A 14,085-nucleotide genomic window follows, 5' to 3' on the forward strand; every position below is an offset into this window, starting at 1 on the left:
GAAAGGATGTATGAACATGAAAACTATCCAATTTTTTGACACCACTCTAAGAGACGGCGAACAAACTCCAGGCGTAAATTTCAACACGAAAGAAAAAGTCCAAATTGCCAAACAACTTGAAAAATGGGGCATTGATACGATCGAAGCGGGATTTCCGATCGCATCAGTCGGTGATTTTGAAGCTGTCAAAGCGATCGCAGAAAATGCTGAAAAAATGACAGTCGCAGGTCTGGCACGGTGCCAAAAAGCCGATATTGATCGGGCACACGAAGCATTGCAAAATGCCAAGCACCCACAAATCCATGTGTTCCTTGCAACAAGTCCAATTCACATGGAATTTAAATTAAAAATGACACCAGATGAAGTGATTGCTTCTATTAAAGAACATGTCAGCTATGCTAAAACTAAATTTGATAAGGTCCAATTTTCACCAGAAGATGCAACCAGAACTGACAAACAATTTCTACTAAAAGCCGTTCAAACTGCCATTGATGCAGGTGCGACTATTATCAATGTTCCTGATACGGTGGGCTATTCCAATCCAACGGAATACGGTGCTCTATTCAAATTCCTAATTGAAAATATCCAAAGCGACGAAGAAATTATTTTCTCTTCCCATTGTCACGATGACTTAGGCATGGCGACGGCCAATGCCTTAGCAGCTATCGAAAATGGTGCTCGTCGAGTGGAAGGAACGATCAATGGTATCGGCGAACGTGCTGGTAATACAGCTCTTGAAGAAGTCGCATTGGCTCTTTACATCAGAAAAGACTTCTACAATGCTCAAAGCAATATCACATTGAATGAGACTAAAAGAACCAGCGATCTCGTCAGTCGTCTATCAGGTGTGGCGGTACCAAGAAACAAAGCAATCATCGGAGCGAATGCCTATGCTCACGAATCAGGAATTCATCAAGATGGTGTATTAAAAAATCCAGATACTTACGAAATCATTACGCCATCACTTGTTGGGGTAAACGAAAATTCATTGCCACTAGGGAAATTGTCTGGTCGTCATGCATTTGCAACTAAAATGGAAGCACTAGGCTATCAACTAACTGAAGATGAATTAAAAGATGCTTTTAAACGGTTTAAATCATTAGCGGATAAAAAGAAACAAGTGACAGAAGATGATCTGATTGCTTTAATGGTGGGACAATCACAAGAATGCAGCGAAGATTACCGCTTAGAACGAGTCCAACTACAATATGTTTCGGACGGAAGCCAAGGAGCAATCGTTTCCATCAACACAGGAGAGGACGTAAGTAAAACAGAATCGGCAATCGGTTCTGGTAGTATTCAAGCAATCTATAACTCGATCGATAAAATATTTGTCCAAAAACCAGCGTTGCAAGAGTATTACATCAAAGCCATCACGGGTGGGGAAGATGCCCAAGCTGAAGTGCATGTAACCTTAGCAGATACTGAAAACAATAAACAATTCAACGGTATCGGCATTGATTTTGATGTCTTACAAGCGTCTGCAAAAGCGTATGTCAAAGCCAGCGAACAATTTCAAAAAGAAGTGGGGAAAGCTTAATGAGTAAACGAATCGTAGCATTGCCGGGGGACGGCATCGGAGCAGAAATCATGGATAGCGCACTAAAAATTTTAGCCGAAATCATGGTGCAAGATAATCTTGATTTTGATATTGAACGCTTTGCTTTTGGCGGCGCTGGTATTGATGAGCAAGGAGATCCCTTACCAGAATCTACCTTAAAAGCCTGTGAAAAGGCAGATGCCATTTTACTTGGTGCCATTGGTGGTCCAAAATGGGACAATGCAGCAAAACGACCTGAACAAGGCTTACTAGGTTTAAGAAAAGCCTTAGGACTTTTTGCCAATATTCGTCCGATTTCCGTACCTGATTCAGTCGTTCATTTATCGCCATTAAAAGAAGAAAATGTTCGAGGCGTTGATTTTGTAGTCGTTCGCGAATTAACAGGTGGTATCTACTTCGGTGAAAAAAAACTAGGGGAAACAGAAGCCTCAGACCTTTGTACTTACTCAAAAACTGAGATTCAACGCATTATCAGAAAAGCGTTTGAAATCGCTCGAACTAGAAATAAAAAAGTCACATCTGTCGATAAAGCCAATGTTTTAGCTACAAGTAAATTATGGCGTCAAACAGCAGAAGAAGTGGCGCAAGAATTCCCAGATTGTACTTTAGAACATCAATTAGTCGATTCAGCGGCAATGGTCATGATCCAAAAACCCAAAGACTTTGACGTGATCGTTACAGAAAATCTATTTGGTGATATCCTAAGTGACGAAGCATCAGTGATTCCAGGATCATTGGGCATGATGCCAAGCGCTAGTCACAGCGAATCAGGGCCTTCGTTATACGAACCGATCCACGGTTCAGCACCAGACATCGCCAATCAAAATATCGCCAATCCAATGTCGATGATCTTATCAGTTGCAATGATGTTGCGCCAATCGTTTGGTTTAGAAAACTCAGCGCAAAAGATCGAAGCTGCTTGTGATTATGTGATGAATCAAGGAATCCTAACTACAGATTTAGGTGGTCAAGCGACAACCACAGAGTTTACAGAAGCCATAATAAAAGAATTGAGAGGTGCTTAACATGGGAAAAACATTATTTGATAAACTTTGGGAACAACATGTGGTATCAGGTGTTGCTGGAGAACCACAACTACTATACGTCAATCTTCATCTAATCCATGAAGTCACTTCGCCGCAAGCATTTGAAGGATTAAGAGAAGCAGGCCGAAAAGTTCGCCGACCAGATAGAACCTTTGGGACAATGGATCATAACGTTCCCACACAAGATATCTTTAATATCACGGACTTGGTGGCAAAAAAACAAATCGAAGCATTACAGAACAACTGCGAAGAATTCGGTGTGACCCTTTGCGATAACGGTAGTGACCGTCAAGGAATCGTGCATATGGTGGGACCTGAAACAGGTTTAACGCAACCAGGAAAAATCATTGTTTGTGGGGATTCACATACAGCAACTCACGGCGCATTCGGAGCCTTAGCTTTTGGTATCGGAACAAGTGAAGTGGAACATGTTTTTGCGACACAATGTATTTGGCAAAATAAACCAAAATCAATGGGGGTTAAAATCACTGGAAAACTTGCAAAAGGCGTATATGCCAAAGATATTATTCTAGCCTTGATTGCAAAATACGGTGTTGATTTTGGTGTCGGACATGCGGTTGAATTTTACGGAGAAACGATTGAAAATCTTACGATGGAAGAACGCATGACCATCTGTAACATGGCCATCGAAGGCGGTGCGAAAATGGGGATGATGGCGCCAGATGAAAAAACCTTTGAATATGTACGTGGCAGAGAATATGCACCAGAAGACATGGAAGCGGCAATCGCTGATTGGAAAAAACTACCAAGCGATCCAGACGCAACCTACGATGTGGATCTAGAATTGAATGCGGAAGAATTGGTTCCCTTCATCACATGGGGCACGAATCCAGAAATGGGCATCCCAATCACCGGAACATTCCCAGAAATCAAAGATATGAACGACGAACGTGCCTATAACTATATGGATTTAAAACCAGGTCAACGCCCGTCAGATATTGAAATCGGCTACGTTTTTATCGGCTCATGTACCAACGGTCGACTATCCGATTTGGAAGAAGCCGCACGCATCGTAAAAGGTAAAAAAGTCAAAGCAGGCATTACAGCAATCGTGGTACCAGGCTCAAGACCTGTTCGAAAAGCAGCGGAAAAAATCGGCTTGGATAAAATCTTTACCGAAGCAGGATTTGAGTGGCGAGAACCAGGTTGTTCCATGTGTCTAGGCATGAACCCAGACCAAGTACCAGCAGGCGTTCACTGTGCTTCAACATCTAACCGAAACTTTGAAGGTCGTCAAGGAAAAGGAGCAAGAACCCATCTTTGTAGCCCAGCAATGGCGGCAACAGCTGCGATCGTTGGAACATTTAGAGATATTAGAGAGGAGCTTGGTGCATAATGGAGGCATTTACACAACATACAGGAACCACGGTTCCACTAATGAACGACAATATTGATACGGATCAGATCATTCCAAAATCTTTCCTAAAACGAATCGAAAAAACAGGATTTGGGGAGTTTTTATTTGATGAATGGCGTTACTTGCCAGACCGCACGCCAAATCCAGAATTTACCTTAAATAAGCCGCAATATAAAGAGGCAACCATTTTGATTTCTGGTGATAACTTTGGTTCGGGCTCATCAAGAGAGCATGCGGCTTGGGCATTGGATGATTATGGCTTTAAAGCAGTGATTGCAGGAAGCTTTAGTGATATTTTTTATATGAATGCAACGAAAAATGGCCTATTGCCGATTGTGTTGAAGCCTGTTGAGCTGGATGCATTGGCAGGACTTGGAGCAGAAGAAACAATTACAATCGATTTGCCGGCCCAACAAGTGATCACGCCAAATGGAACGTATTCTTTTGAAATAGATAGCACTTGGAAGCATAAATTGGTAAATGGGTTAGATGATATTGCCATCAGTTTGACCCATGATGCTGAAATTGCGGCTTATGAAGCGAAGATTCCGGCTTATTGGCAATAGGGAATAGTAAGAGTGCTACATCGATGACTATTTTCGATGTAGCTTCTTTTCATTACATCGTGAGGAGCGTGAAATCAATGGAATGGGATGCAAAAAAATATAATACGACACATGATTTTGTTTTTAAGTATGGCGCAGGATTGTTGGAGTTAGTACCGAAAGAGCCGAAAAAAGTGTTGGATATTGGCTGTGGGACGGGAGAATTGACGAAGCAAATGGCGGAACTTGGGCATGAAGTGACGGGAATCGATCAATCACTAAATATGATCAATCAAGCAAAAGAGACCTATCCTGAGTTGATTTTTTTACAGGAAGATATTCTAAATCCCTCGGATCAAATTGGACTGTATGATGTTGCTTTTTCGAACGCAGTTTTTCATTGGATTCCTGATCAAGATTTATTATTGAAGAATATTGGTGAACATTTAAACGTAAACGGGCAACTGATTTGTGAATTTGGTGCAGTTGGGAATGTTCAGAAGATTAGAGAAGCTTTTGGGCGTGAGTTAAATGCATTGGGTGTACCTTTTGAGGAACCGTTTTGCTTTACGTCTGTTGAAAATTATCGGATTTTGCTAGAAAAGAATCATTTTGAGGTTGTGGAGATTTTAGAATATGAACGGCCGACTCCGCTTAAAGGTGGGAAATCTGGTTTGAACGAGTGGATGGAACAATTTTATGCTGCTGAGTTGGAGGAATTGTCTGGAGAGCAGAAAGACAAGGTTCTTGAGAATATGGAGCGAGATTTGAAGTCAAAATTGTGGAACGAGGATCATTGGGAAGCAGATTATCGAAGATTGAGGATAAATGCTGTGAAAATGTAGGTAAAGTGTGTAAGAGGAACAAGGAGAAAAGAAAATGAAAAAGAAGACAGGATTTCTAGCGGTATGTGTTATTTTAATAGTAATCGGCTGGACCTTTCGAACAAAAGGGAATAACGTTGACTCAGTTAGCAAATCAGAACGAAAAAAATACGGAGAAACAATCTTTAATTATATGAAAGCAGAAACCTATTTTAATTCTGAAACATTAGAAGCTAGTCCAGAGGTTAAAAAAATTAAATTGCTCATAGATTTTTATGGACAGGATGTTGATAAGGACAGCATAACTGTTTATCTCAATCAAACAGTTTCAGGATGTAATGAATCTGGTCAAGATGTTTATGGTTCAAATTTTCCTGTAGTTTATACACTTGAAAAGCAAAAAGCGGGATACAAAGTTATTCATTATGAAGAACCAAGAGACGGTTCGTTTTATGAAGAGGATATCAAGAGGATGTTTCCAAAAAAAAAGTTTGACCCATTGAATAAATTAAAGAGTGGTACTATCTTTTTTGAAGAAGAGATACAATAAAATTCAAGCAATAAGCAATCCAGTTTATATTAAAGTAAGAGTGATCATCTAATGACGGCTTATACATTTTTTTGAATTTAAAATGATAGAATAGATAAATAGGCTAAACTAACGACGGAGATAAAAAGTAATAAACAGGAGCGGATAGAAAATGAAGATAAAAGTGTTGGGAACTTCCATGGGAGTAGTAGCACTTGTAGCAATCATGATAATTGTTTTTCAGCAACAAGCAAAGGGAAAGAAAAAGATTACCAGGGCACAAGATAATATACCGTCTATCGAAAAAAAACACGAAAAGTGGGGTTCTCTATAAAAAAGCATCTGCACTTTTTGATGAAAAAGAAGACTTTCTAAGCAAAGAAGTAAAATCCGCGACCGTCGAAGAAACAAAAGACACGCTATTAAAGAAACAAACATAAATCGAAAAATTAAAAAAAGAGTATGACAAGAAGATAAACGCCAATACAGTAGAAACGACTATTCAAAATTTACAGAAAAAAATTACTCTTGCGAATACTAAATTAGCGATACAGACAGAAACAAATGAATTATTCAGCTCAAAAGAACCCGCTATCAAAGGTCATAATATCAAAAATGAGCTGCCGATCACAGTAAGTTTGACGAAAGGAAAAATTGTCGAAGTCACAGATACAGTCTCCGAAATTAAAGAGCTAAAAGGGAAATGGAAAGAAGCTATCGACTCTATCCTTAAAAATGCGACAGAGCAAGTGGATCAAGTAGAGAAAATCAAAAAGTTAATCAATGAATCCTTTGACGGAAATAGACCAAAAGAAACGGTTCAACGAAGTGACTATGATACTTTGAATAAGGAAATTGAAATGGTCAAAAATGAAGAACTAAAAGCGACGTTTCCTGCAAAATTGATTTTAATGAAAGCCATGCTTGATACTCAAGGCCAAATAAGTGCGTTAACGCAACAACAAAAGGAAGCTGAAGTCAACAAAGCATTAGAAAAAGCAAAAGCAGACACCACCAAAGCAGCAGAACAAGCGACAGGAGACGATAAACTATTGCTTGGCTATTCAGATGATCAGATTGAACATACTCGTGTGTGGCTGACATTGATTGGTGTGAAACCGTCAGAACTAAATGCGAAAACAATAACTGCAGAAACACCGCTCAATCCATATGATAAAGGAAGCGCCACGTATCCGACTGATGCCATTATGCTTTACGGTAGCTATAGTGCGGAAGGGCAAATCGTGTATACAAGCAATCGAAACGGAATGATCAATGTATATCCAGTACCAAGTCATTGGCAAATCGGGGCAGAAGTTGCCAATGATCCAGAAAAAGTGAGAGCGTTGACTCAGGATATTTTGGATAATGTCCAAGTGGTAACAGTGGATGTAGGGAAGCCAAGAGATGTGTTAGATTTGATAAAGATACAGAAGTAACTCGATTTAACTTAACAAACAGGCAGTTTAGAAAATTAAAAATTTCTAAACTGCCTGTTTGTATTTAGCTTTAATGTTCTTATATTTGTTTATTATGCATATTTTATTTGGATAAGAAAAAATCCACAATAAAATTTAGTATTATTCGTTTTTTATTGAAAAATATCTTGAAAGAATTAAGTTCAAGATAATTTGTTCTTTATTATATGTAATCAAAAGAGTGGAATTGATTACTTGTATAAGTATATTCTATTAATTTTATTTAGTCTAGTAGAAAAAACATCAATTTTTATCAATTTTTTCTTTTTTTTGTAAAAAAATTGATAAAATTCGTTGTTTTATTGATTGATTTCGTTTTAGAAAAGAGATATTTATAGGTATAATTCGTTTTTTAGCCGTCAAAAAACCGTCAAATTCAAAATGTCTAGGAGGATAAAAGTATGTCAAAAAGAGGAGAAAATATCTATAAGCGAAAAGATGGTCGCTGGGAAGGTCGTTATAGAAAAGGCCGGAATAAGGAAGGTAGAATTGTCTATGGATATGTTTATGGAAAACAATATAATGAAGCAAAAGAAAAGTTATCAAAAAAAAATGCAGACTATTCTATATATGGAGAAACAGTTGTGCAAGAAGAAATGATGGTGGATGAATGGTTAAATTATTGGTTAAATATTTTAATGAAAAATAGAATCAAACCTTCTACTTATTCAAATTATAGGGGGCGAATTAGACGCCATCTTTCGCCATTTTTTAAAAATAAGCCATTATCTGAGCTAGAAACAGCTGATATAGACAAATTTATATATTCAATGCATCTATCAGATCTTTCGTCTAACACTATTCGCAGTATTATTAGTATGTTAAGAAGTGCTCTAAAAAAAGCTGTAAATGATAATAGAATTTCAAAAAACCCTTGCCAAGGGGTTATGTTGCCAACGTTAACTAAACCAAAAATAAAAAGTTTAGATAGAAAGCAACAAAAAAAATTGGAACAGATTGCTTTATATAAAAAAGAGTGTTCGGCAGAAATCATTGCGTTGTATACGGGAATGAGAATTGGAGAGATCAGTGGATTAAAATGGGAAGATATTGATTTTAAACACAATAAAATTTTTGTGAAAAGAACCATTTCTAGAATCCCTTCAGTAACAGAACCACACAAAACAGAGATTATTATCGGGAAACCAAAGTCAATTAATGGAGAACGTGCCATACCAATATCTAAAAATTTAAAAAGATATTTATTGGAAAAAAAGCAAAAAAGTACTAGCATATTTGTCATTTCCTGCAAAAATAGTTTTACAGAACCACGTATTATTAATTATCGTTTTAAAAAAATAGTAGACGAATCAAAAATAGGTCCAGTTCATTTTCACGCGCTTCGTCATACTTTCGCAACGAGATGTGTTGAATCAGGAATTGATATTGCGACATTGAGTAAGATCTTAGGACATGCATCAACCAAAATGACACTCGACATCTATACGGATTCATTGTGGGAGACGAGACGCTCGGCAATGATGGTAATTGATAGACAGCTTAATTATGATGAAACGATCCCCTTATAATGCAAGAAGGACATTCAGCAAAACGCTGAGTGTCTATTTTTTAGCCGTCAAAAAAATGGTCAAATCTTACAAAGAAACGAGCAATAATGGGATGGATCGAATGAATATCTTGAACTTAATTCTTTCAGGATATTCATTCTTGCGTGTTCGATTATTAACGTGATGAGTATAAATTTCAGATCAAAACGTCTTCAATAGTATTTTGCTTTTGAAGGCACACTACGAAAAGTATTTAGTTCTGGATATAAATTTAGTAGGAGGTACCTGCGATGTACACTATCGGTATTTTTCGAGATTCGTCTCAACCTGTATTGGATTATACCAAAGAATTGGTGAGCTTAGGTCATGAAGTTACAATTTTACAAGTAGGAGATGTAGGTTCTGAACTAGCAAGTATAGATGCATTTATTATTGAAGAATCCACTATGAGTGATTTATCTAATATTTGCAAAAATATTCTGGAATTAAGAACGAGATTAAATAAATTGATCTGGGTGTTGCTAATTGAAAATGATGAAGAAACAAAAACAAAAAAGAAAATTTACCTACAACTAGGTGCAGATGGTGTCTCTGTTTATGAAGATGAGTTTGTCTTACAATTTTCAAATATCTTAAAACGGATTGAGAATAAGGAAGAACCCAATGTTTTACAGATGATGCCAACGACTGACCCCTTATTAGAACTACTTCCAGAAAATCTCAGTGTTTTAAAAGAAGGAAAAGTCGAAATCAGTCTAACAAAATTGGAATTTAAAGTTTTTGAACTACTGTTTGACAAGCACGATAAAGCATTGACCTATGAAGAAATCTACCAACATATTTGGGGAAACGAAAGTGCTGAGAAAAAAGAGTATCGAGTGAGTAATATCATATTCCATTTAAGAGGAAAAATAGAAGAAGACCCCACCACGCCGAAATTCATTAAAACAGTTCGAACAATTGGATACAAATTAGCACTGAATCCACAGGTAAACAATGTTGGGATGAAGAAAGCTTGAAGGAGGTGAAGAAACTGGGAACATTCTTTTTAAACTAATAGGGTAGGAGGGAAAATGAATGAAATGATTAAAAAAAGAAAATTTCAATTAGTTGGAATGAGCATAGCCATTCTTTCGATCCTTATTTTAGCTATGTTTTCACAGCTGCATTCTTCTACAAATAAAATTTTTGCCAAATCACCGATTTCGTTGACAACTGTTGAAGATGAACGTTATGTAAATGAAGTATTTCATATTAAGATCTCTGACACAAGAACTGAAAACGAGCTAAAAAAGTCTGATGAGAGTAGTTCATCAACTGATTTGGGTGAGTCAAAAAAAGATTGGCAAGTTCGTCTTCCTGAAGGAATAGAGTTTAATGAAACTGAAGAAAGAGCCATGCTTTTACAGGAAGACCCAAAAGCAGCGTTTCCTGTTTTTAATTGGAATGAAGAAACACGGATATTGACTATCACAGTGAATAATAATCGATCTTCCCTGAAATTAGCATTATTAACAGAAAAAAGTGGCGATTATTCACTGGCATTGACCGATGAAGCAAGTAGTGTTGGTCAAGAAGAGTTAAAAGTTGTCGTTAAAGAATCAAAAGAGGGTACAAAAAATAGTCAAGCTCCTGACAGTTTAAATCTCGCTCAACCACGGGCATTAAGCACTCGAGCCGCTGGAACAACAGAAGTGACAGATTGGCAAAGTTTTGTTGAAGCAATCGCCGATAACACAGTGAATACCATTTCATTACAAAATGATATTACACTGTCGGGTACGTTGAATAACTATAAGGATTTGTTTAGTGTCAGCTCAGTTGATCTAGCGAGTGCACAAAATGTCTATTTGTATATCAATAAAAATGCGACTGCACGCTCCCTGACAATTGATGGGAATGGTCATGACTTTAATTTTGGAAACTTAGCCATCGGTTTTCTAGACCAATCAAGCTATGTATCAGGAAATTCCGGTACTACTTTTGGCTATTGGGATTTAAAATTTCAAAACATTAACATGAGTTCTTCAAACTATTCTGGTCCATTTTATATTTCATCGTACACGGCGACTGAAAGTGCCACGAATGGGTTAACGGGAACAAATCGAAGCAATGCGAATATTTCTTATGATACTGCTTCGGCTACCAATACGAGAAATGTGACAGACTTTTTAGGTTACACAATTGGTCTAAATGACCCATGGGTAACGAATGTGGAACTGTTAAATGATATCTACACAAATGCCCCAACTTATTCGTCTAGTTATTTTATTTATAGTCCGTATTTACGATACTCGCAAAACGTTACCTCAGCGACATCAATAGGAATTGCTTCTGGTGGAGAGTCTCACATGTATTTCCAACTACAAGGAAATGCGCGAACTGTTAAAGTAAATGGGAATAATTACACACTAGATTTCGGTTCACTCTGCTTTACATTCCAAGCCTATAATAACTATGGTTCAAAAGCTTGGGATATCCAATTTAGCAATATGACAGTCTATCACGGCAACTATTGGGGCGCAATGATTTTTAACAATGGTAATAATGGCGGAAAGATGACAATGGATAATTATACTGGTTATGGGACACAGTTTTTAGAGTCACAACAAACCACGTTAACACTAAAAAACAAAGTCCATTTGGAACAACAACGTACATGGACTTCTATAAAAAAAGATGGCACAACGATCCGTACATGGAATGTAAATAACTATCAACAAGGAAGCTTAGCGATTTCTACAGCCGTTGTAGAAGATAATGCTGATGTTTACATTTCTTCTCTAGGTTCGAATGTACTGTATATGCCATCAGGCAGCTTTGCCATCGGTAAAAATGTCAAACTTAAACTGGAACGTGGCGATCAAACAACTGCAGCCGAGTATTACAATACCAACTTAAACATTTCAGGTGGGTCATTATCCGTAGGGGAAGGTTCCACGGTAGATATCTTAAACCATCATTCGACATATGGTGGTGCGGTTTACCTAGGATCAGCTTCATCTGAGTTAAACATTGGGAAAGATGCGACGGTAAATATCCAAACAGATGCTTATTCTGGAACGGGTAACAATAATATAAACTATAACCCAATCTATATGAATGGCGGATCAATCAACGTTTCAGGGAATTTAAATGTGAAGGGTGTAAACATGGGCGCCAGTACAACTGATTTATTCTATGTTGCAAATAACTCAACCTTTATCGTCCAACCGAATGCTTCTTTTGATATTCAAAGCGATAGCACATCGATCACGCAATATTTATTGCGAATGGGTGGAGCGTCATCAACCTTTAAATTCTCAGATGCTAAACGTGTGAATCTGCAAAAAAACAAAGCATTGACAAGTGGAACAACGACAAATAATGGCTTGATTTGGTCTCAAGGAAACCTAGATGTTTCAGTTCAAAACGTCTTCCAATGGTCACTGAATAATGTGGCTGGCGGAGCTGATGGCGATAATGGGTATACCTATGAGTACATTCCGATGAGTAATATGCGATTAGCTTATGGAAGTGGCTTTAATCCTACGATCACAGCATCTAATGCGATGACAAATGAAACGTTAACTAGATTTAACGCGAATTTTACAACGAGAGGGCAACAACGAGTTCTCTTTACCAGGGTTCCAGATCCAAATATTGCGATTCATAGCATTGCAACCGATAATCGGGGCAATAACAGTTCGACCACTGTATCTGGCTATGCGATTCCAAATGCCTATATCCGTATCTGGGATGTACCAGTCAATAACTCGATCACGGCAGCCTTTGATCCATCAACTGATAGTATAAAATCACCTGTAGAAGATACGTCTACTCCAGCTGAATACCGTGCGAATTTTACAACGAAATCAGATGCGGCAGGGAATTGGTCCGTAACCGTACCAGCCGGGCATTATTTTACCGCTGGAAGTGTCATTCACGCCTACGGATTTGCGAATCTAAAAGCCGAAGAAGTGACACAAACAGTCTTGGATAAAACACCACCTACAGCTTCACCGGTGACCTATTACATGACAAAAGGGGATACGTTACCTGCACCAAAAGACATGGTGAAAGACGTTAGTGATACAAGTCCAGTCAATACTGGTTTTGATTATGCCTATACGGATCCTACTACGGCAGAAACAGCAGCGAATACGCCAGGAACACACACGGTACAGATCAATGTATCTGACAAGGCGGTTGATGCTGATGGAAATCCAGCGCCGAATACCAAAGTCGTTGAGTCAACGTTAGTGGTCTATGAACAAGCTTCGGGTGTTTCAGGTTCTGATTTTGAGGCATCTTATATAGATATTCGAAATCTATCAGAAACAGAATTAAAGGATTATATCCTACAGCATAGCAAGCCAGAAGCCTATAAACTAGCAAATGGAACCAAAACAGACCTGACTCAATTTGTAACAGTAACGGACTTTGGTGGCTTAAATAATGTGAGCGAACTTCAACCAAAAGCATATCCTGTGACATTAACAGTAAAAGCAGCTGATTCAGGATTGCCTACAGACATTACAACGACGATTCAAGTGACAGTAGTTGATGTTGATGCCGTATTATCGGTTGAATTCTTGAATGAAGCAAATCAAGTATTATCTGGCTATACCGTTAAATTAAATACGCAAGTCGGGGACACGATTGACTTAACAAAAGAAGAGAGTGTCACCACACAACTTACGAATGTAACGAAAGCCGGGTATGATATTGCCGAACGACCAGCAAATGAAACTGCAGTGAAGATTAATAATACTGCACTAACGGTTCAATACAAATTGCAAGGCGTATTGAGTTTGACCTCGGTACCAAGTGCTTTAGACTTTGGCTCGCTAGCGTATAATGCAACAACGAAACGAGTAGAAGACCCAGAATTTGATCAGCAATTAGTGGTCACAGATACTCGGGCAGATGCCAAAAACGGTTGGAACTTAACGGCTACATTGACAACACCGATGAAAAACGATAGCGGTCAAGAATTAGTCAATGCTCTGCGTTATGTTACGAGTGGTAAGGAAACAATTTTAAATAATAATGCGCAGGTCGTTTACACCAATAGTAAAGGCACAGCAGGTAGTTTTGATATCAGTGACAGTTGGGGCAAAACGGCAAATACTGATGGGATAAAATTGCAAATCAATTCATCTGATACCGTTTATACCGGAGATTATGTCGGCGTAATTACGTGGAAAGTCATGGCTGGACAACCATAAAGGAGA

General features: G+C 38.1%; 11 protein-coding genes. All 11 read left to right on the forward strand.

What is annotated here, in order from left to right; genetic code table 11:
• The first annotated feature begins 16 nt into the window (after positions 1–16).
• The 11 genes from ATZ35_RS10700 (at position 17) to ATZ35_RS10750 (ending at position 14,079) form a co-directional block, all read left to right on the forward strand.
• On the forward strand, positions 17–1,540 hold the full coding sequence (locus ATZ35_RS10700) for a 2-isopropylmalate synthase (RefSeq protein ID WP_208927223.1): 1,524 nt from the start codon (positions 17–19) through the stop codon (positions 1,538–1,540).
• The gene (gene leuB / locus ATZ35_RS10705; protein ID WP_208927224.1) at positions 1,540–2,586 is read left to right on the forward strand and encodes a 3-isopropylmalate dehydrogenase; all 1,047 of its coding nucleotides are present in this window, start codon (positions 1,540–1,542) and stop codon (positions 2,584–2,586) included. The genes ATZ35_RS10700 and leuB overlap by 1 nt, the downstream gene beginning before the upstream one ends.
• Position 2,587: 1 nt before the next feature.
• Positions 2,588–3,964: a 3-isopropylmalate dehydratase large subunit gene (leuC, locus tag ATZ35_RS10710; RefSeq protein WP_208927225.1), complete on the forward strand. Its 1,377-nt coding sequence runs from the start codon at positions 2,588–2,590 to the stop codon at positions 3,962–3,964.
• Positions 3,964–4,551, forward strand: coding sequence for a 3-isopropylmalate dehydratase small subunit (gene leuD, locus ATZ35_RS10715; RefSeq protein WP_208927226.1), 588 nt, complete (start codon positions 3,964–3,966; stop codon positions 4,549–4,551). Before leuC ends, leuD begins: the two co-directional genes overlap by 1 nt.
• A gap of 77 nt (positions 4,552–4,628) precedes the next feature.
• Positions 4,629–5,375 carry a methyltransferase domain-containing protein gene (locus ATZ35_RS10720; protein WP_208927227.1) on the forward strand — a complete coding sequence of 249 codons (747 nt, stop codon included), beginning with the start codon at positions 4,629–4,631 and terminating at the stop codon, positions 5,373–5,375.
• A 34-nt stretch (positions 5,376–5,409) separates the two neighbouring features.
• A complete protein-coding gene (locus tag ATZ35_RS10725) occupies positions 5,410–5,904 on the forward strand; it encodes a hypothetical protein (protein WP_208927228.1) in 495 nt (164 codons plus the stop codon).
• A 151-nt stretch (positions 5,905–6,055) separates the two neighbouring features.
• Positions 6,056–6,217 (forward strand): hypothetical protein, encoded by a 162-nt coding sequence (locus ATZ35_RS10730; RefSeq protein ID WP_208927229.1) that lies wholly within the window; start codon positions 6,056–6,058, stop codon positions 6,215–6,217.
• Between the two features lie 304 nt (positions 6,218–6,521).
• The gene (locus ATZ35_RS10735) at positions 6,522–7,322 is read left to right on the forward strand and encodes a YdeJ family lipoprotein (RefSeq protein ID WP_208927230.1); all 801 of its coding nucleotides are present in this window, start codon (positions 6,522–6,524) and stop codon (positions 7,320–7,322) included.
• Between the two features lie 440 nt (positions 7,323–7,762).
• Positions 7,763–8,890: a tyrosine-type recombinase/integrase gene (locus ATZ35_RS10740; protein WP_208927231.1), complete on the forward strand. Its 1,128-nt coding sequence runs from the start codon at positions 7,763–7,765 to the stop codon at positions 8,888–8,890.
• A gap of 269 nt (positions 8,891–9,159) precedes the next feature.
• A complete protein-coding gene (locus tag ATZ35_RS10745; protein WP_208927232.1) occupies positions 9,160–9,888 on the forward strand; it encodes a winged helix-turn-helix domain-containing protein in 729 nt (242 codons plus the stop codon).
• A gap of 54 nt (positions 9,889–9,942) precedes the next feature.
• Positions 9,943–14,079, forward strand: a complete 4,137-nt coding sequence (locus ATZ35_RS10750) for a pectate lyase-like adhesive domain-containing protein (RefSeq protein ID WP_208927233.1) — start codon at positions 9,943–9,945, stop codon at positions 14,077–14,079.
• The last annotated feature ends 6 nt before the right edge of the window (positions 14,080–14,085 follow it).

Source organism: Enterococcus rotai (assembly GCF_001465345.1).
Lineage (GTDB): Bacteria > Bacillota > Bacilli > Lactobacillales > Enterococcaceae > Enterococcus_L > Enterococcus_L rotai.

Bases quoted from the DNA above. Each gene is read 5' to 3' on its own strand.
- ATZ35_RS10700 (WP_208927223.1), top strand. From the start codon at position 17: ATGAAAACTATCCAATTTTTTGACACCACTCTAAGAGACGGCGAACAA.
- leuB (WP_208927224.1), top strand. From the start codon at position 1,540: ATGAGTAAACGAATCGTAGCATTGCCGGGGGACGGCATCGGAGCAGAA.
- leuC (WP_208927225.1), top strand. From the start codon at position 2,588: ATGGGAAAAACATTATTTGATAAACTTTGGGAACAACATGTGGTATCA.
- leuD (WP_208927226.1), top strand. From the start codon at position 3,964: ATGGAGGCATTTACACAACATACAGGAACCACGGTTCCACTAATGAAC.
- ATZ35_RS10720 (WP_208927227.1), top strand. From the start codon at position 4,629: ATGGAATGGGATGCAAAAAAATATAATACGACACATGATTTTGTTTTT.
- ATZ35_RS10725 (WP_208927228.1), top strand. From the start codon at position 5,410: ATGAAAAAGAAGACAGGATTTCTAGCGGTATGTGTTATTTTAATAGTA.
- ATZ35_RS10730 (WP_208927229.1), top strand. From the start codon at position 6,056: ATGAAGATAAAAGTGTTGGGAACTTCCATGGGAGTAGTAGCACTTGTA.
- ATZ35_RS10740 (WP_208927231.1), top strand. From the start codon at position 7,763: ATGTCAAAAAGAGGAGAAAATATCTATAAGCGAAAAGATGGTCGCTGG.
- ATZ35_RS10745 (WP_208927232.1), top strand. From the start codon at position 9,160: ATGTACACTATCGGTATTTTTCGAGATTCGTCTCAACCTGTATTGGAT.
- ATZ35_RS10750 (WP_208927233.1), top strand. From the start codon at position 9,943: ATGAATGAAATGATTAAAAAAAGAAAATTTCAATTAGTTGGAATGAGC.